The sequence below is a fragment of the Hymenobacter coccineus genome (assembly GCF_001816125.1).
Classification (GTDB): Bacteria; Bacteroidota; Bacteroidia; order Cytophagales; family Hymenobacteraceae; genus Hymenobacter; species Hymenobacter coccineus.
In genome coordinates this window covers 1-17,912 of sequence record NZ_MDZA01000005.1, presented here as the reverse complement: position 1 = coordinate 17,912, position 17,912 = coordinate 1, and the positions used below count along the sequence as shown (strand labels likewise).

Below are 17,912 nucleotides of genomic sequence, written 5' to 3'. Positions count from 1 at the left end.
CGCCTGGCCGGCCCCGCCTACTTGGCCTACCTGGTGTCGCCGCGGCACCTGGCCGCGCTGGGGGCCCCCGCCGCGCCGGAAGTCGGGGCCCGGGTGGCCTTCTTCGCCGAGGAGGGGCCCCTGAACCAGTGGCTGGTGCAGCGGCAGGGCGGGGCCGCCCGGGGCACTAAACCGTAGCCCGTTGCCGTTGGGGAGGCCAGTCCTGGACCCGAAAGCTGGAAAGTAGTTGCGCAGCCAAGCAACCATCAGATAGGTTTCAGGTATCTTTGCAGCGTACGACATCAATTTTGCTTACTCCATTTTTCTTTTCATGAAGAATTTTTTTCCCGTCGTTTTGCTTGCGCTGGCGACCTTAAGCCTCGGTTCCTGCAAAAAAAGTGACAGTGATACTGCCGCCGTTACCGGCGTCTGGACCCGCAGTGCGTACTTGAGCGGCGCGAAGCGCAGCGGCGCCGTAAGCTTCACCATCAACAACGTGGCTTACACCGGCCTGGGCATGGACGGTGCGGATTCCCTCGGTGCTTTCAAAGACTTTTACGCTTATACCGCTACGTCCAACAGCTGGTCGCGGGTGGCCCGGTTTCCGGGCAAAGGCCGCTACCTAGCCGTAGCCTTCTCTGACGCTAACTTTGGCTACGTGGGCACCGGCTACGACGGCCTGAACTACCTGAGCGACTTTTGGAAGTACGACCCAACCAAGGATACTTGGACGCGGATTGCCAACTTCCCCTCGGCTCGCTACGGCGCCGTGGCCTTCACGGTGAAAAACGTGGGCTACGTGGGCACCGGCAACACCGGCAACACCCAGAACGACTTCTACCAATACAACGCCGGTACCGACACGTGGGCGGCCATCAGCAGCTACCCCGGTGCCAAGCGCCAGGGGGCTTCGGCCTTCACGGTGAACGACAAAGGCTACGTGATGTTGGGCACCGACAACGCCGCCTACCCCGCCGACGTGTACTCCTACGACCCCAGCACGAGCACTTGGTCGCCGCACCGCCAGCTGATTCTGCATTCGGCTACGTCGACTGATGACCTGGAATATGACTACACCCTGCTGCCCCGCGCCAACGCCGCCAGCTTTGCGGTGGGCTCGATGGGCTACATTGCCACGGGCACCAAGGGCGCCATTCAGGGCGATTGCTGGGCATACAACGCTGCGGATGATACCTGGACGCAGAAAACGGCCTTCAACGCGACCACCAGCGGCGGCGGCGGCGGCGTGGGCCGCTCCAATGCCATCGGATTCACCATCGGCAGCACGGGCTACGTGGGCCTGGGCGTAACGGGCACCACACGCCTCGACGATCTGTACCAGTTTGCGCCGGATGCAGCTCCTCAATAAAATAAGCCATGCGGCTGGCTTGCCTCGTTCCGGGGCCAGCTGGTTAGGCCTGCTGTTAGCCGTCGTGCTGCTGGCGGGCTGCAAGAAGGGCGACGGCATCAACGATTCAATCCCCGCACCCGCGGCGGTGAACCGGCTGGCCTTCTTCACCGATACTGTGACGGTGCGCACCAGCACGGTGCTCATCGACTCCATCATCTCGTCGAACAACTCCGGGCTGGCCGTGGGGCGCTACGTCGACCCGCTGTTCGGCACCGTGACGGGCCGGGGCTATTTCAGCCTGACGCTCGATTCGCCCCTGGCTGTTGACCAAACCCAGGTCTACGATTCGCTGGCGCTGGACATCATGTCGGACAACTACCGCTACGGCGACAGCACAGTTGTGCAGCGCGTGGAGGTGCACCAGCTGCCCAACGCGCTGCGTACCGACGGCAAGTTCTACTACACGAAGGACGATGTACCGTACAACGCGACCGTGCTCGGCCAGCGCCGTTTCCGGCCGGGTAATAAGGTAAAGAAACTGCACATCCGCATGAGCGACGTTTTGGGCCAAGCGCTCTGGAACGCCGGCCAAACCAACCAGCTCACCCAGCAAGCCCAGCTGGGCCGCTACCTGAACGGCTTGGCCCTGACGCCCGGGGCCAGCGACAACGGGGCCATTCTGCGCTTCGGGGCCGCCGGCGTGCTGCGCCTGTACCACCACACCGCCAACGACCCGGCCACGGTGCTCACCTACACCTTCACGGGGGGGGGCAGCGCTACGCCGCACTTCTACCACCTCGAAACCAACCGGACGGGCACCGCATTGGCGGGCCTCACCAATTTCCGCCAGTCCCTGAGCAGCATGGCCACGGGCAACCGCAGCTTTCTGCAAAGCACGCTGGGTGTTTATACCCGGTTGGAGTTTCCGTACCTGCGGTCGCTCAATCAGTTCGGTAGCAGCTTGGTGCTAAACTCGGCCACGTTGCAGCTGGCTGTGCCCGGTGCCGCACCGAATAATGCAATAGCCCGCCTGCCTGTTATCGGTACGGCGTTGACTAACAGATCCAACCAGCTCCGGGCCCCGTACTCCAGCAACCCTGGCGCTATGAGCCCAGCTACGGTTATACCCGCAGTAATTACCTCGCCCCAGACCAACCTGCCGCAGGCCACGTACACGATTAATCTGTTCAGCTACGTCCAGGCTGTGCTGGCCGGTACCATTGAAAACAATGGCCTGCTATTGAGCCCAGACGTGACAGATAGAGAACTCATGTTTGAAGGGACTGCGCTGGGCAACCAGGCCAACACCGCCGCGCCGCTGCAATTCCGAATCTACTACACCCGCATCGTGGAATAACCCGCCTGCGGGGCCCCTAAAAAAAGCCGCCGGCTTGCAGAATTTGCTGCGGGCCGGCGGCTTTTTTGCGTTGGCAGAACCGAATGAAAAGGCCGGCGTGGGGCCCCAGGTTGTCAGGCGCGGTACGCGCAACGCCGCTCCCGCGTACACCAAAAGCTGACAACGAGCAAAGACAATGCAACGACCGAATCAGCCTGCCGCGGGCAGCGTGAACAGGAAGCAGCTGCCGGCCGGCGGCTGGCTTTCGACCCACAGCTGCCCGCCCTGCGCGGCGATGAACTCGCGCGAAATGCTCAGGCCCAGGCCCGAGCTGCCGGGGCCGGGGCCCTCGCCCGGGGCCCCTGGCCCGCCCGCAAACCGCTGGAAGATGCGCTTGTGGTGCGCGCGGGCAATGCCGGGGCCCTGGTCGCGCACGCTCAGCTGCACCATCTCGCCCCACGGCACCGCCTGGATGACCAGTGGGGCCCCACGGGCGAGTAGCGGATGGCGTTGGCCAGCAGGTTGATGAGCACCCAACTGGTCTTTTCCACGTCGCCGCGCACGGCGGGCAGGTCGGGGGGCAGGCGCAGCTCCAGTTGCAATTGCTTGTCTTCCAGCTGGGGGCGCACGATGCCCGTGGCGTAGGCCACCACATCGGCCAGGGCCAGGGCCCGCACATTGAGCTGGATGCCGGCCCCGGCGTCGAGCCGCGACACGTCGATGAGCTGGCCCACCATGCCCAACAGGCGCTGCGTCTCGTCGCGGATGCCAGCCGCGATGCGCTGGCGCTCCTCGGGGTCGGTGCGCTCGTCCTGCAACAGAAACAAGCTGAGGTTGATGCTGGCCAGCGGCGTTTTCAGTTCGTGCGAAATGGTGGCCAGGAAGTTGGATTTCAGCTGGTCGAGCTTTTTAAAGTCCGACACGTTGCGCAGGCAGAGCACGTGGCCGGCCGGCGTGGGCGGGTAGCCGTCGGCCCCCGGCGCCTCCACGTGGCCGATGGTGAGGCGGTAGTGGGGCTCGGGCGTTTTGTGCGGAATGGTGAACACGGGGCCCTGCACCACGGCGTCGGAGGGGTGGGGCACGGCCACGGCGGCCAGCAGTTCGGCCAGCAGCGGGTTGGTGCGGGCCACCTCGGCGGCGGGGCGGCCGAGCAGGGTGGCGGCGGTTTCGCCCAGCAGGTTGCAGGCCGCCGGGTTGGCCAGCACCAGGTCGCCGCGCTGGTCGAGCAGTAGCAGGCCCTCGTCGAGGCTCATCACGAGGCTGTCCATGCGGTTGCGCTGTACCAGCAGCTCGGCCAGCGTGGCGCGGCGTTCGTCCTGGGCCTGGCCCAGCACCAGGTTCACGGCGGCCGCCACGTTGCCGATTTCGTCGTTTTTGCGCACCGCTACCCGGGTGGCCGGGCCGGGGCCCGCCACCTGCTCCATGTCGGCGCGCAGGCGGTGTAGGGGCCCCACCACGGCCCGCGGCAGGCGCACCACCAGCAGCACGCCGAGTACTGTGCCCGCCATCACGAAGGCCATCACCGCCTGCCGGGCGGCATCAAAATCGGCCTGCTCGATGCCGTGCGCCCCTTTTTCCAAAAAGGCGATGGTGGCCAGCGTGTAGCCGCCCAGCCCCAGCAGCAGCAGCAGCAGCATTCCCACGCCGAGGCGGATTTTGAGTTTTAGGGTCATTCGAGGAAATTAATTCGGCAGAGTCTGAGCAGGTGCTAACGCGCTGTAGCGTGGACTTTGCAGTCCGCGGCGCTGAACGGTCGCCTAACGATTACCGGCAGGACGAAGCGAGAGCCGCGGACTACAAGTCCGCGCTACAGCGCGCTACTGGTCCAGCCCATACTCCTGCAATTTGCGGTACAAGGTCGTCAGGCCGATGCCCAGGCGCTTGGCCACGTCGGGCTTGTCGCCGGCGTGCTCGCGCATGAGGCGACCAATGTGCTGGGCTTCGAGGGCGCGGAGGCTGTCGCCGCCCACCGGTGGCCCCGGCGCGGGCGTGGAATTCGTCGGGCAGGTAGTCGGCGGCCAAGAGCTGGCCGGCGGGGGCCAGGATGGCGGCGCGCTCCAACACGTTCTTCAGCTCGCGCACGTTGCCGGGCCAGGCGTAGGCTTGCAGCAGGCGCAGGGCCTCGGGTTCGAAGCCGGGCAGGCGCTTGGCGAGGCGGGCGGCGAAGTGCTGCAAAAAGTAGGCGGCCAGCAGCGGCACGTCGGCGGTGCGGGCGCTGAGCGGCGGCACCACGATGGTGAACACCGAGAGCCGGTAGTACAGGTCGAGCCGAAACGTGCCAGCGGCCGCTTCCTGCTTGAGGTTGCGGTTGGTGGCGGCCACCAGGCGCACGTTCACCTGGGTGGGCTTGGTATCGCCGAGCTTGGTGAACTGCTGCAACTCCAACACCCGCAGGAACTTGGCCTGCACGTTCAGCTCCAGCTCGCCAATCTCATCCAGAAACAGTGTACCGCCGTTGGCTTCTTCCAGCAGCCCTTTCTTGTCGCCCAGGGCCCCCGTGAAGGCCCCTTTCTTGTAGCCGAACAGCTCCGACTCCAGCAAATCGCGCGGGAAGGCGCTGCAATTGACGGCCACAAAGGCCTTCTGGCGGCGCCCGCTGGCCTCGTGCAGCGCCTGGGCAAACAGCTCCTTGCCCGCGCCGGTGGGGCCCTCCAGCAGCACGGTGCTATCGGTGGGTGCCACCTGGCGAGCGAGGTCCTGGGCGCGGCGCAAGGCGGGCGAGGTGCCAATCATCGCGTCGAAATCGGCGCGCTGGCCCACGCGGCGCTCCAGCGCGGCCAGGCGCTGGCGCAGGCGGGCCTTGTCGGCGGCGCGCTCCACCACCACCACGAGCTGCTGTTCGAAATCGCCCTTCGTGAGGTAGTCGAAGGCGCCCTGCTTCATGGCCCGCACACCGTCGGCAATGGTACCGAAAGCCGTGAGCAGCACCACCTCGGCATCGGGTGCGGCGGCCCGGAAGCGGGGCAGCAGGTCCACGCCGTGAGCGTCGGGCAGCTTCACGTCGGAAAGGATGACGAGGACCTCGGCGGCGTGGGCGCGCAGCAGCTCAAAGCCGCGGGCCGCGTCGGGGGCCTGGAGCACCGTGTAGCCCTCCAGCTCCAGCACCCGCGCCAGCAGCTGCCGCAGGCGGGCTTCGTCGTCAATAATCAGCAGCGTACCGGTGGGCATGATCGGGGCAAAAGAAGAAGGTGAGCGCCGCAAAGAACGCCACACTTCCGCCGGCCGCGAACGCCGAAGTGCGGGGCCCCGGTGCGGGTATCCGCCGCCTGCCATTCGGGCAAGCCCCCAGTTAGGACCCCCGCGCTACCCCAGCCCCAGCTGCGCCACGTGGTGCTGGGCAAAGCCAGCGGCGGTGGTCATGCCCTTGCCGCCGATGCCGGTAACGATGTGGATGCGCGGGTCGGGCGAGTGCTGGAAAATCTCGGCCGACCGGCTCTGGGTGTAGAAGCCGTTCCAGGTGCGCTGAATGCGCCAGTCGGGCAGGTCGAGGATGCGGCGGGCTTCGGCCAGCATCAGCTCGTTGAGGTGGTCGGAGTTGTTGAAATCCAGTGGATTATCAGCGGCTACATCAGCGTATTCGTGGGTGTCGCCGATGATAATGGAGCCGTCGAGGGCCTGCTTGAACAGCAGGTGGATGCCCCACTGGCGCAGCTCCGGGTCCACGTCCTCGGGCCGCAGCTGGGCAAACGACGGGCAGCTGTGAAACGCGTGGTAGCGCCGGATGCTGAGGCCCGTGAGCACGGATCCCGGCAGCGCCACCTGGGGCAGGGGGTAGGTGGCCAGCATCTGGAGCTTACACAGCTGCAAGTCGCTCTGGGCGAACACGTCCGGGAACAGCTGCTGTACGTCGCGGCCGCTGCACACCACCACCTGGGCCCCCAGGTAGCGCCGGCCGCGGGCGTCAACCACCGTGGCGCCGGCGGTGCTGGCCGTCACTTCCCGCACCGGCGTGGCGGGCCGGTAGTCGAGCTGCCAGCGGGCCACGAGGTAGGCCAGCACGCGGTGGATGAGCAGGTCGGGCTCGGCCGTTACTTCCTGCGCAAAGCGTAGGCCCCCGGCGCAGTAGTCGGCGCGCACGGCGGGTAGGTGCTGCCGGCATTGGGCCCCGGTGAGGACCTCCGACGCGTAGCTCAGGGCCTGGTAGCGGGCGTGTTTTTCTTCCAGCACCTGCATTTCCAGCGGCGACGAGGCCAGGTAGAGCGCGCCGGTGGGCCGAACCGAAACGTCGTATTCGGCCTGAATGGCCTTATAAGTGGCGAGGCTGGCGCAGGCGTAGTCGAACCACTCGCCTTCGGCCATGCCCGAGGGGATGATTTGCCCAAAGTTGCGCACGGTGGCCTCCATCGGCCGGGCGTCTTTCTCCAGCAGCAGCACTTTCAGGCCGCGCTGCAGCGCGAAGTAGGCGTGGAACGCACCCAGGGCCCCCGCGCCCACCACGATCAAATCATACGAATTTTCCATGCTGCGCTGCTGGTTAAGATAGCTGGCGCAAACGTAGCAACTGTTAACTAATAGGAAACTATTAGTGCGGTTATGAATGCGTTATTTCTGCTAGCCTCTCCCGTTTGTCTTTTCTCTGTCATGCTGAGGCAGAAAGCATCATTTCACGCATGAGACAGTAATTCAATCCTGGCCTAATAAGGTGCTTCCTGCGTCAGCATGATAGAGAGGAGACGAGCGGGACACAAGGGAGGCGAGCGGGACAGAGAGGCAGGGCGCTTGCTGCTACAGCCGACACAGCCGATTGCGACCTGCCATCAATCCGTGTGCCGCAGCAGGTACACTTTGAGCACCCGGGCGGGCTGCTCGGTGTCGTTGCGGACGGAGTGGGCCAGGATGCCGTCGAAGTAGAGCGTGTCGCCGGGGCCCACGGCCACTTCCTCGTCTTTGAAGCCGTAGCGCACCGTGCCTTCCAGCCCGTACACCAATTCCAGGGCGTTGGTGGATAGGGGTTTGCGGTAGGTGTTGGGACTGATAACTACTTCGTTGACGCGCAGGCTATAGTTGAGCAAGTCTTGGGAAAGTAGGTATTTGTATAGCAAGCCCTTGGAATCATCGCGCGGTTCGGGGCGGCCCTCGTGGGTGCGCACCAGCAAGTAAGGGGCCGCGGCCTCGCCGGTGATGTTCTTCACTAGCACCGACACGTCCACTTCCAGCGAGGTGGCGATTTCGACCAGCACGGAGAGCGAGGGTACGGTGCGGAAGTTCTCAATTTTGGAGAGCAGGCCCGCCGACAGGCCGCTGCGCTTGGCCAGTTCGCGCAGGCTCAGCTTTTTGGCCTTGCGCAGCTCCAGGATGCGGACGCCAATCAAACTCAGCTTATCGTGCTTCATGCGGAATAACTAGAAACGGCAAACGTAACCCAAACGTGACGATAGCGGAACACGCCGCCGCCCCAGGGTCGTATATTTGTTGCATATTAGTAAACAATAATACATTTCCCGATGGCTCCTTTGCAACTCGTCGTATTCGACATGGCCGGCACCACCGTCCGCGACCAGCACGAAGTGGAAGCTTGCTTCGCGCAGGCCGCCGCCGCCACTGGCCTGCGCGCCACCGCCGCGCGCATTCTGGCTGCGCAGGGCCAGGCCAAGCGCTTCGTGTTTGAGGCGCTGTGGCGCGAGCAGCTGGGACCCGCCGTGCGCCCGTCCGCGCTGGGGGCCCGCGTCGATGAATCGTACGAGGCTTTCCGCAGCATTTTGGAGAGCCACTACCGCACGGCCGAGGTAGTGCCCACGGCGGGCTGCCTGGAACTGCTGGCGTTTCTGCGGGGCCAGGGCGTACGGGTGGCCCTCACCACGGGCTTCTACCGGGCGGTGACGGACCTGATTTTGCACCGCCTGGGCTGGGACGCGGGCCTGGACGCCCAGCACCGCGGCAGCGCGCAGTCGTTCATCGACTTGTCCATTGCCAGCGACGAGGTGGCCGAGGGCCGCCCCGCGCCGCTCATGATTCAAAAAGCCATGCAAGTATTCGGCATCACCGACCCGCAAGCCGTCTACAACGTGGGCGATACGCCGTCGGACCTAGAGTCGGGCCGGCGCGCCGGGTGCGCCCGCAGCCTGGGCGTCGTCAACGGCACCCACACCCGCCAGCAGCTAGTCGCCTGTCCCAACGACGGCCTGTTTGCCTCGCTCGCCGAGCTGCACCAGCACCTGCAAGTCGAGTTGGTGCCGGCGTAGGGGCCCTGTTTGAATGATAGATTGTCATTCCGACGGAGGAGGAATCTGAGGAATGCCCTTAACCGGTTTACCCAGGTTCCTCGTCCGTCGGAATAAAACCCCAATCTGACTCGCTCTTTAATCAGTGCCCCCGGGAATGGGCGGGCCGGGCGGCATCAGCCAGCCGTTGGCGGTGTTGTGCGCGCCTTCGAGCACGATTTTGTAGAAGGCGGCCGGGTAGGCGGCGCGGCTGACGGCCAAGCGCTGCCGGCCCACCGGCACGGTGCCGAGCAAGGTGTACTCGTCCGCGCCGCCGGTTTTGGCGTGGTTGGTGGCGGTGGCCCACACCTTCAGCGGCTCCGTTGGGGGTCCCAGCGCCGTCCAGCTGATGCGCAGGCTGTCGGGGGCAACCTGCACCCGCGGCGCGGCCACCGACACGGGGCCCAGCAGCGGCACCCCGTCGAGCTCGCGCTGGGTAGCCACGGGCAGCGGCACTTGCATGAATTGGGCAATGGTGGGCAGAACATCTACAATGGCTACGGGCTGCTGGCGGGCGTAGGCGTTCACGTCTTTCGTGCTGAGCACCAGCCAGGTGGCGCGCTCGCGCGCCGACTGTCCGCCGTGGTTGCGGCCGGTGGCGGCGTCGCGGCCGTGGTCGGTGGTGAGCACCAACAGCCAGTCTTCGCGGAAGTGCTGGCGGCGGTAGTCGAGGGCGGCCTGGAGCTGGCCGATTTCCGCATCGAGGTAGCCCACGGCGGTGCGCAGCTCGTCGCTGTCGCCGTGGCGGTGGCCCATGTCGTCGGTGTGCTCCAGGTACACCCACGAGAGGTCGGGGCCGTTGGCGCGCAGGCACTTGGTGGCTTCGGCCACCACCCGGTCGTCGATGGTGTGGGTGTAGCGGCTGGCCTTGTCGTGCGGAAAGGCCACGGTGTCCAGTTCGTAGCCGTCGGCTTTGTAGTCGAAATGCAGGTTGCCGGCCGCGGGCAGGTCCTCGCCCACGAGCTTGGTGCGGTTATCGGTCCAGGTCGAGAAGATGGCGATTTTGCGGGCCGGCTGGGCTTCCTTCACCAGGCGAAAGATGGTGGGGTAGTGGTAGTTCGGGGCCTTAATGGCATTGTCCCACACGTTGTGCTTGTAGCCCCAGGTGCCGGTGAGCAGGTCGTTGTAGCCGGGCGCCGAGATGGTGGGCGTCTGGTTGTAGGTGCCCATTTCGCCGCCCACGTGGGCCCGCAGGTAGGTACCGCCCGCAATAAGTTTCTTGATGTTCGGCGCCGGCGCGGCTTCCAGCACATCGGCCGGGATGCCGTCGGCAATAACGAACACGACCTTGCGGACGGGCGCCTGCGCCAGGGCCCCCCAGTGGGGCCCCAGCAGGCCAAGCAGCAACAGGCAAAAGTTTTTCATGCGGGGCAGGGAAAGGGGAGGGCTACGGGGCGCTGGGTGGCTACTCGCCGGTGGTCGCACTCCCGTCGCGGCGCCAGCTGGGAGCGTCGGCGTGGCCGGTGAGGGGGGCGCGGAGGGCGGCCGGCGCCGGGGCCCCGGGGCGGAGGCCTAGCTTTTTGCCTGGCGCTTTGCGGCCCAGCACGGCCTCCACGGGCTTGCCGGTGGCAGGCGTGGGGGCATAGGATTGGCCCAGCAGCTGGGCTAGGGTGGCGGCCACCTGGTTTTGGTAGAGCTGGCCGGCGTGGGCCTCACCCAGGGCGGGCGTGTCGGGCCCCAAAGCGGCCAGCCAGATTTGATCCGCTCCGGCTACGTCCTTGCCGTGGGTTTCCCAGCCCTTGCCGGTGGCGCCCCGGCCGTGGTCGGTGGTGATGAGCAGGGTGGTTTTGCCGCGGTACTGCGGGTCGCTTTGCAGGTATTCCCAAAGCTGGCGGATGAAGCCGTCGGTGTACTGCGCGGCGTGCAAATACGCGCCGTATTCGCCACCGTGGGCCCAGTCGTCGGTGTCGCCGAAGCTGATGAACTGCACGCGCGGCTTATTCTTTTTCAAGTACTCCAGGGCGTAGCCGTAGGTGAAAGCGTCGAGCCGCTCCTCGCCAAACGGGCTGGGCGAGCCTGCCTCCAACTGGTTGAGCAACTGCTCGCCGGGCGTAAGGTTGGGGCCCGTGGCCAGGCGCTGCCCGGCGTTCACGGGCAGGCCGCTGCGCTTTTCGTTGAGGATGTATGGAAAGGCTTCCCACGAGCCAAAGGCCGCCACCTTACCCTTGAACGCGGGCTGTTGGTTTAGCACTTCCAGCACGCTGGCGTTGGGGTTGTCGAGCGGGTCGTTGCTGTGGACGCGGGCGTCGTCGGGGGCCCCGGTCAGGATTTCGTTGTAGCCGGGGTACGAGAAGCGCATGGTGTTGGTCACGTTCACGAGGCTACCGGCGGGGCGGTTGCCGTAGAGTTGGCCCTGCTTGGCCACGGTGCCCCACAAAAAGGGCATCAAGACCGCGCGGCGTTGCTCGGGCGTGGCCTGGCCGAAGTCTTTTTGCAGCGCTTTCTGGTCGGTGTAATAGTGCTTGCTCTGGCGGAACAGCGCCGTGTCGGCCCCGCCGAACACCTCCTGCCAGCGCATGCCGTCGAGGGTGACGAGGATGACGTTTTCGGTGTGGAGCTTGGGCGCCTGCGCGCGGGCCCCCAGGGCGAGGCCGGCGGCCAGGGCAGTGAGGAAAATAGGGCGGGTGGGGAGCATAGATCGAGGGGTCTGTATAAGACTGATTATATCAAAAGTGGCACGGGGAAACCTCACCCCCGCTCTCGCGAGAGGGGTGCCAGTACCTGAATCGTTGAACGCACCCCTCTCCGCGGGAGAGGGGCCGGGGGTGAGGTTTCCGCTACCAGCTACTTCAGCAAGTACATCACGCCGTTAATATCATCGTTGCCGCCGTACTGGCTGGCCAGCGCGGCCTGGTAGTTGGCGGTGTTGGCGGTGCGCTCGGAGGTGGGGTATTGGAAGCGCTGCGCGATGCGGCCGCCGTTGCCGGTGCCGGGGCCCGTAGTGAAGGTGGGCACGCCGGTGCGGCGGTAGTTGTAGTAGGCTTCCAGGCCCGAGTGGCGGAACAGGGCCAGGTACTTCTGCTGCAAAATTCGGGTCAGGCCGGGGGCCCCGGGGGCGTACTTCACGCTGGGCTGGGCATAGTAGGTGGCAAAGCTGACGGGGATGCTGTAGGTGTCGTAGTTCGCGGTGGCCGTTACGTCGGTCGAGCCGGGGCGGTAGAAGTAGGCGGTGTAGGTGCCGCTGGTGGGCAGGCCGTAGGATGCCATCGAGGCCTGGATGCCGGCCGTGTAGTACGTCTCGGCGCTGCCCTCCGCCAGCCAGCCGCGGTTGATACCCTCGGCGATGTTGAAGGCCAGCTCGGGGTAGCCCAGCTGAATGGTCGGCTCGCCCACCAGGGTGCGGAAGTAGCGGTAGCGGTTCAGGAACGAGTATTTCTGCAAGCCCGCGTTCACGTACATCACGCCCAGGTCGAGGCCGGGGTCGGCGCCCACGAACGAGGAAAGGGCCGTGGCGCTCTGCTTCTGGTTGTCCACCAGGTCGCGGGCCGGCTCGCAGGTGGCGTACACGCGTGGGTCCTGCAAAGTGGTGAGCAGGCCCACGTAGGTGGCGGCCATGTTCTTACGCGAGCCGTCCTGGCCGAAGTTGCGGTTATTGTTGGGGTAGAAGTTGTTGGTGGCCGCCACGTAGGTGTACTGCATATTGTCGGCGCTGCTGGTCATGAGCGGGTACTTGGTGGCGTTGCCCACGATGCTGGCAAACTGCCCGGCCACGTTGAGGTCGGCGTCGCCGTTCTTCTTGCTCAGGTTCAGCAGCAGGCGCACGCGCAGGGTGTTCACCGCCCGCTGCCACTTGCGCAGGTCGCCGCCGAAGTAGATGTCGCCGGCCACGGTGGTGGTGCCGCCCGCGATGAGCGTGGTCAGGTCGGCATTGGCGCTTTCGAGCCACTTGAAGGACTGCACGAACACAGCCTTCTGCGGGTCGTAGGCCGGCGTGAGGCCCTCGAGGCCCAGCAGGGCCTGGCTCTGCGGCACGTCGCCCATTTGCAGGCTCATGCGGGTGAAGAGGTAGGCCCGGAAGAAGTTGCCCAGCGCCTCGTAGGGGTTCACGGCGGGCGAGCCGGCGGCCAGGGCCTGCTGCTCCATCAGGCCCACGTTTTTGAGGGTGGTGTAGTAGGCAGTGCCGCTGCCGAAGTCGTAGCGGTTGTTGCCGTAGTAGTCGTAGTTGTTGAGGTAGTACTGGTCCCAGACTTCGGCGCTGCCGTTGGGGCCCTCGTAAGCGTCGTTAAGCACGCCGGTGAAGAGCAGCGAGGCGGGCACGCTGTTGGGCTTGTTCTCGTTGAGGGTCAGCTCGTCAAGCGTCTTGTTGCAGCTGGTGGTGGCCAGGGCGAGGCCCACGAGCAAGCCGCCGGTTTTGAAGATATGGTTCATGACAGATTATGAGTTGCTGAAAACGTCATGCTGAGCGCAGCGGAGCGGAGTTGAAGCATCTCTCCCGCTTCACTAATCCAATCCATTGGTTTACTGCCGCAGTAGAGATGCTTCAACTCCGCTCCGCTGCGCTCAGCATGACAGCTGCAAAAAGCTAATAGCTAGCAGCTAAAAGCTGATTAAAAAGTAGCGTTCAGGTTCAGGCCGTAGCTGCGCACCGTGGGCGACTGCAGGCCCGTGACCGAAATGGCGCCGTTGTACTGGTCCAGGTCCACGTCCTTGAAGCGCTTGTCGCCGTAGAAATACAGCAGGTTGCGGCCAATCACCGACACCGACACCTTCTGGATGAAGCCGTTGCCGAGCAGGGCCCGGGGCAGGTCGTAGCTCACGGTCACCTCGCGCAGTTTGCCGAAGGTCTTGCTCATCAGGTTCGATTCCTGCACGTTGTAGTACTTGCTCACGTAGTCCTGCACGAAGGCCTTCGTGGTGTTGGCTGCAAACTGCAAGCCCTCGGGGTTAAGAATGGCGCCCGTCTGCGAGTCGTAGTTAATCTTGCCGCCGTTGGCAATCTGCACGCCTTCGCCCACGTAGGTGCCGGCGTAACCGGCCTTGCCGTAGTTCTGCCAGTCCTGGTAGCGGGCGTCGCCCAGGGCCCCCTCGGCGGTGAGGGCGTTGCGGCCGCCGCGCATGGTTTTGTTGAACATGTAGTCGGTGGTCACGCCGCCCACCGCGCCGTCGAACTGGAAGCCCAGGCTCAGCGCCTTGTAGTGGAACTTGTTGTAAATGCTCCAGTTATAGTCGTTGTTCAGGTTGCCCAGGTACTGCGCCACGGGGTTGGTGAGGGGCTTGCCGGCCGCGTCGTTGATGACCTGCCCGTCGGGCGTCCGCACGAAGGCCGTGCCGTAGAACTTGTCGGTGCGGTCGCCCTCCTTAAAGAAGGTTTGGTAGGCGCTCTGGCCGGCGGGCAGCTCGTTGTACACCTGCTTGTAGGTGCTCCAGTTCACGAGCACGTCCCAGCCGAAGCCCTTGGCGTTTTGCACCGGCGTGCCGGTCAGGCTCAGCTCGTAGCCCGTTTTCTTGGTTTTCAGGGCGTTGATGTACTCGGTGGTGTAGCCGGTGGCCGACGAGAGCGGGTTGGGCAAAATCTGGGGCCCGTCGATGTACTGGAACGCGGTGGCGCTCACGCCCAAGCGGTTTTGCAGGAATTTCACGTCGATGCCTTCCTCGTAGTTCACGCGGGTGCTCGTTTTCAGGCCGGGCGCAAACAGGTTGTTGGTGCCGTAGCCGGCCGATTGGTTGTTGTAGGGCTTGCTGGTCGAGTAGTTCGATTGCAGCGAGTAGTCGGGGCCGTTGTAGGGCGAGGCGTAGGTGTTGCCGTAGCCCAGTGGGTTGGTGAAAAGCGAGTTGCCCGTGCTGCCGCCCAGGGCCGTAATCGAGTTGAAAGGCGCCGGCCCGATGGTGGCCGACGTAGCGTCGGTGCGGATGTTGGCGTAGGAGCCGCGCACTTTCAGGAAGGAAATGACGGCCGGGATCGGCAGGTAATCGGTCAGCACCGAAGCCACCGACAGGCTCGGGTAGTAGTAGGTGGTGGGCGTTTGGAACGCCGACGACCGGTCCACGCGGCCCGTGGTGGAGAGGGTGGCGTAGCGCCCCAGGCTCAGGTCGAGCGAGTAATAGGCGCTCAGCACCCGCATCTGCGAGTTGAAGCTGGTGGACTGCACGGGGTTCAGCGAGTTGCTGAAGGCGTACACCTCGGGCACGTTCAGGTAGTCGGTCGAGGTCCAGTTCGAATTGTAGGTCATGTTGCGAACGTTGCCGCCCACCAAGCCGCTTAGGTTGAAGAACTTGCTGGCCCCCAGGTCGTAATTGAAGTTCAGGAAGCCCTCCGTGTTGTTGTCGAACAAGTTGCGGCGGTCTTCGCGGTAGTCGCCCAGGTTGCCCTCGCGGCCGTAGGGGTGGGCCGAGAACGGCATCTTCTCGGTGCGCAGCAGGTTGTAAGTACTGATTTGAGTGCGCAGCGTGGCGCTCAGGTGGTTGTCAATCTTGTAGTTGCCGGTGAGGTAGGCGTAGGTGTCGTTCTTGTAGTGGCCGCGGGTCCACTTCTCCACCATCAGCCAGGGGTTGTGGTAGCGCTGGTACTCGGCAAACACCGATTGGATGCCTACCTGGCCCGGCTGCCAAATGCCCCGGATGTCCGGCGCGTTCACGTCCCAGTCGGCCCCGGTCCACACCGCCGAGCTGTAGATCAGGCTGTTGGGGCCGTAGTCCACGTCGGGGAAGTTGTCGGTGAACTGCCGGTTGAAGTTCACGTTGGCCTCAATCTTGAAGCGCGGGCTCGGGTTGAAGGAGCCGTAGAGGTTGAAGTTGATGATGTTCAGCCCGTTGTTCGGGATGTAGCTGTTCTGCTTCTGCTGCGACACCGAAAAACGCGTGGTGTAGTTGTCGCCGTTGGCGCTCAGAGCGATGTTGTTGTTGGTTTGGAAGCCCGTGCGCAGGAAATTCTTGAGGTTGTTGGCGCCGCGCGCCACGTAAGGCGTGCCCTGGCGCACCCCGTTCACGATGGGCGAGTCGTACTGCGGAATGAGCTGGCCCGCGAAGTAGGGCCCCCACACGTCGTAGTCGCCGTCCACGCCGCCCGGGGCCCCGCCCTTGCCGTCTACGAAGGTGTAGAAGGTGTTTTCGCCCGCGCCGTACGAGTCCTGCAAGCGCGGAAACGCCAGAAACCCGCTCTGAATCACGTTGCTGCTGTTGAGCTCCACCGTGAAACCCTTCTTGTTCTTGTTGCCCTTTTTGGTGGTAATTAGGATGGCGCCGTTCTGGGCGCGGTTGCCGTAGAGGGCGGCCGCAGCGGGGCCCTTCAGCACGGTGTACGTCTCGATGTCGTCGGGGCTGATGTTCCAGGTATCGGTGTCAATCGGAAAGCCATCGACCACGTACAGCGACACGTTGTTGCCGCGCAGCAGCACGTTGGGGGCCCGCAACAGCTCCGGCGAGGGGCCCACGCTCAGGCCGGCGATTTTGCCCGTGAGGCCGGTAATCGGGTTGGGGTCGCGGGCCCGGGTCACGTCTTCGCCGCTCAGCTCCTGCACCGCGTAGCCGATTTTGCGGGCGTCCTTCTTCACGCCCAGGGCCGTCACCACCACCTCGTCGAGGGCCTTGTTGTCGGTAGCCAGCGCGATGGTGAAAGTCTTCTGGCTGCCCACCGGCAGCTCCTGCGCCACGGTGCCCAGCGAGCTGATGGTCAGCACATCGCCGGGGTTGGCGTTGAGCACAAAGCGCCCGTCGCTGTCAGTCGTCGTGCCCTTGTTGGTGCCCTTAATGACGACGCTCACGCCCGGCAGGGGCTGCTTTTGGTCGTCGCTCACCACGCCGCTCACGGGGGTGCCGGGGCCCTGCGCCCGCAGCAGCTGCGCCCGCAGCAGCTGCGGCAGCAGCCCCAGCCCAAAGACCAGCAGCAGCACCTGAAATATTCTGTAAAAGCTTCGCATACGAAAAGGGTAGGGGGTGGAAAAAATCAGCAATAAGGCCCGCGCCAGCCTACCGGGGCTGGCGGAGCAAGTGCCTCAAAGCCATGCGCTTGAGGTGTTCGAGGGAGCCTACGGGGCGGTGTTCTTCCTTGGCCCGGTCGTCCCAGTCCCGCAGGCGCAGGATGAGGTCGGCGTCGGGGTTTTGCTCGAAGGCGGTGGCTTCGGCGGCGCTCATCGGGCCGCCCTGGAAGGCCAGCGTGGCCAGGCTGGCGGGCGAGAGGCGGCGCAGGTACGCCGGCTGCTTGTGGGTGAGGTAGCGCTTGGCCAGCACGTGGCTCTCCACCAGTGCGGCCAGGCGCTCGGAAAAGCCGCGCGCCCGCAGGTAGTCGGCCCCCAGCCGCTCGTGGTCCACCGCGCCGAAGCCGTCCATCGAGCCGGCGTCCCCGTCGGGGGCGCACAGGTGGCCCAGGTCGTGGAAGAAGGCCGCCAGCACCACCTCGTCCTCGTAGCCCTCGGCCGCGGCCAGCGCGGCGGCCTGCCACATGTGCTCGAGCTGCGACACCGGCTCGCCGATGTAGTCGTCGTGGCCGCGGGCATCGTATAGCGCAAAAAGGGCGTCTACGGTGGCCTGAGGGGTTGTAGGAGGGGAGGAAGGCGTCATGCGGCCGGGATTGAGAATGAGCAAGCCTGGGGGCGAACCGTGCCAGCGGCCCGGCTGAGCCGTTAACTGCATCGGCCGGGTGGGGCCCGGGGTGGCGGGCGTGGTTCGTTCAGCGGTCGGGCCACCCGGGCCCCAGTGGCCGGCGGGTACCGGCTAGGCCGGGGGAGGTGGGTTGAGCGGCGGCGGAGTGGTTCAGCGTTGGGCGTAAGGCGGCCTAATCATTAAAAGTCAGGCCAGCCGCTAGTGTCCAAAATATTATTGGCAAAGGTCCAGTTTGCCCGGCGGCGGTAAGTCGCCGAATGGTCATCAAATCGTTAACTAATGATGACCTAGCCTTTCATATGGGTAAACATTCCGGGCCGCGCTACGCCACTGCCGGCGCGAGGGCCGGCCGCCGCTCCTGGGTGCGGTAGAACACCAGCGCCGCTACCGCCGTGGCCGCCGCCAAGGCGGCCAGCGCCACCCAGGCCGCTTCCCAGCCGCGCCGCTCGGCCAGGGCCCCGGTGAGCCACAGGGCCCCGGTGCCGCCCGCGTAGCTCACGGCGTCGAG

General features: G+C 65.1%; 14 protein-coding genes. 3 read left to right on the top strand and 11 right to left on the bottom strand.

The annotated features are described in order from the left end of the window. Window positions 1-310: 310 nt before the first annotated feature. A complete protein-coding gene (locus tag BEN49_RS00395) occupies window positions 311-1,348 on the top strand; it encodes a Kelch repeat-containing protein (RefSeq protein WP_070739187.1) in 1,038 nt (345 codons plus the stop codon). Beyond that, on the top strand, window positions 1,332-2,687 hold the full coding sequence (locus BEN49_RS00390) for a DUF4270 family protein (RefSeq protein WP_070739185.1): 1,356 nt from the start codon (window positions 1,332-1,334) through the stop codon (window positions 2,685-2,687). Before BEN49_RS00395 ends, BEN49_RS00390 begins: the two co-directional genes overlap by 17 nt. 189 nt (window positions 2,688-2,876) lie before the next feature. On the opposite strand, the gene BEN49_RS00385 is transcribed toward BEN49_RS00390, so the two are convergent. The 5 genes from BEN49_RS00385 to BEN49_RS00365 all read right to left on the bottom strand — a co-directional run bounded on the left by BEN49_RS00385 (window position 2,877) and on the right by BEN49_RS00365 (window position 7,999). Further along, on the bottom strand, window positions 2,877-3,131 hold the full coding sequence (locus BEN49_RS00385; RefSeq protein ID WP_125916345.1) for an ATP-binding protein: 255 nt from the start codon (window positions 3,129-3,131) through the stop codon (window positions 2,877-2,879). Beyond that, the gene (locus BEN49_RS00380; protein WP_070739182.1) at window positions 3,104-4,339 is read right to left on the bottom strand and encodes a histidine kinase dimerization/phospho-acceptor domain-containing protein; all 1,236 of its coding nucleotides are present in this window, start codon (window positions 4,337-4,339) and stop codon (window positions 3,104-3,106) included. Before BEN49_RS00380 ends, BEN49_RS00385 begins: the two co-directional genes overlap by 28 nt. A 121-nt stretch (window positions 4,340-4,460) precedes the next feature. Next, window positions 4,461-5,834: a sigma-54-dependent transcriptional regulator gene (locus BEN49_RS31120; protein ID WP_438831764.1), complete on the bottom strand. Its 1,374-nt coding sequence runs from the start codon at window positions 5,832-5,834 to the stop codon at window positions 4,461-4,463. Window positions 5,835-5,969: 135 nt separating this feature from the next. After that, window positions 5,970-7,127, bottom strand: a complete 1,158-nt coding sequence (locus tag BEN49_RS00370) for a TIGR03364 family FAD-dependent oxidoreductase (protein ID WP_070739180.1) — start codon at window positions 7,125-7,127, stop codon at window positions 5,970-5,972. A 296-nt stretch (window positions 7,128-7,423) separates the two neighbouring features. Next, window positions 7,424-7,999: a helix-turn-helix domain-containing protein gene (locus BEN49_RS00365; RefSeq protein WP_070739178.1), complete on the bottom strand. Its 576-nt coding sequence runs from the start codon at window positions 7,997-7,999 to the stop codon at window positions 7,424-7,426. A 111-nt stretch (window positions 8,000-8,110) separates the two neighbouring features. Here BEN49_RS00365 and BEN49_RS00360 point away from each other — a divergent pair, with 111 nt between their 5' ends. Beyond that, window positions 8,111-8,848 carry an HAD family hydrolase gene (locus BEN49_RS00360; RefSeq protein WP_070739176.1) on the top strand — a complete coding sequence of 246 codons (738 nt, stop codon included), beginning with the start codon at window positions 8,111-8,113 and terminating at the stop codon, window positions 8,846-8,848. Between the two features lie 117 nt (window positions 8,849-8,965). Here the strand turns inward: BEN49_RS00360 and BEN49_RS00355 are convergent, their stop codons facing one another. The 6 genes from BEN49_RS00355 to BEN49_RS27435 all read right to left on the bottom strand — a co-directional run. Next, on the bottom strand, window positions 8,966-10,231 hold the full coding sequence (locus BEN49_RS00355; RefSeq protein WP_070739174.1) for an alkaline phosphatase family protein: 1,266 nt from the start codon (window positions 10,229-10,231) through the stop codon (window positions 8,966-8,968). 40 nt (window positions 10,232-10,271) lie between these two features. Beyond that, window positions 10,272-11,501, bottom strand: coding sequence for an alkaline phosphatase family protein (locus tag BEN49_RS00350; RefSeq protein WP_070739172.1), 1,230 nt, complete (start codon window positions 11,499-11,501; stop codon window positions 10,272-10,274). A 149-nt stretch (window positions 11,502-11,650) separates the two neighbouring features. Next, window positions 11,651-13,234, bottom strand: coding sequence for a SusD/RagB family nutrient-binding outer membrane lipoprotein (locus BEN49_RS00345; protein ID WP_070739170.1), 1,584 nt, complete (start codon window positions 13,232-13,234; stop codon window positions 11,651-11,653). A gap of 179 nt (window positions 13,235-13,413) precedes the next feature. Continuing rightward, window positions 13,414-16,722, bottom strand: a complete 3,309-nt coding sequence (locus BEN49_RS00340) for a SusC/RagA family TonB-linked outer membrane protein (protein WP_070739168.1) — start codon at window positions 16,720-16,722, stop codon at window positions 13,414-13,416. Window positions 16,723-16,771: 49 nt separating this feature from the next. Continuing rightward, window positions 16,772-17,362 (bottom strand): HD domain-containing protein, encoded by a 591-nt coding sequence (locus BEN49_RS00335; RefSeq protein ID WP_070739166.1) that lies wholly within the window; start codon window positions 17,360-17,362, stop codon window positions 16,772-16,774. Window positions 17,363-17,726: 364 nt separating this feature from the next. Continuing rightward, window positions 17,727-17,912 (bottom strand): hypothetical protein (locus BEN49_RS27435; protein ID WP_204376018.1); only part of this gene is annotated, 186 nt, incomplete at its 5' end.

Coding starts and splice junctions, on each gene's coding strand:
- BEN49_RS00395 (WP_070739187.1), top strand. CDS start 311: ATGAAGAATTTTTTTCCCGTCGTTTTGCTTGCGCTGGCGACCTTAAGC.
- BEN49_RS00390 (WP_070739185.1), top strand. CDS start 1,332: ATGCAGCTCCTCAATAAAATAAGCCATGCGGCTGGCTTGCCTCGTTCC.
- BEN49_RS00380 (WP_070739182.1), bottom strand. CDS start 4,339: ATGACCCTAAAACTCAAAATCCGCCTCGGCGTGGGAATGCTGCTGCTG.
- BEN49_RS31120 (WP_438831764.1), bottom strand. CDS start 5,834: ATGCCCACCGGTACGCTGCTGATTATTGACGACGAAGCCCGCCTGCGG.
- BEN49_RS00370 (WP_070739180.1), bottom strand. CDS start 7,127: ATGGAAAATTCGTATGATTTGATCGTGGTGGGCGCGGGGGCCCTGGGT.
- BEN49_RS00365 (WP_070739178.1), bottom strand. CDS start 7,999: ATGAAGCACGATAAGCTGAGTTTGATTGGCGTCCGCATCCTGGAGCTG.
- BEN49_RS00360 (WP_070739176.1), top strand. CDS start 8,111: ATGGCTCCTTTGCAACTCGTCGTATTCGACATGGCCGGCACCACCGTC.
- BEN49_RS00355 (WP_070739174.1), bottom strand. CDS start 10,231: ATGAAAAACTTTTGCCTGTTGCTGCTTGGCCTGCTGGGGCCCCACTGG.
- BEN49_RS00350 (WP_070739172.1), bottom strand. CDS start 11,501: ATGCTCCCCACCCGCCCTATTTTCCTCACTGCCCTGGCCGCCGGCCTC.
- BEN49_RS00345 (WP_070739170.1), bottom strand. CDS start 13,234: ATGAACCATATCTTCAAAACCGGCGGCTTGCTCGTGGGCCTCGCCCTG.
- BEN49_RS00340 (WP_070739168.1), bottom strand. CDS start 16,722: ATGCGAAGCTTTTACAGAATATTTCAGGTGCTGCTGCTGGTCTTTGGG.
- BEN49_RS00335 (WP_070739166.1), bottom strand. CDS start 17,362: ATGACGCCTTCCTCCCCTCCTACAACCCCTCAGGCCACCGTAGACGCC.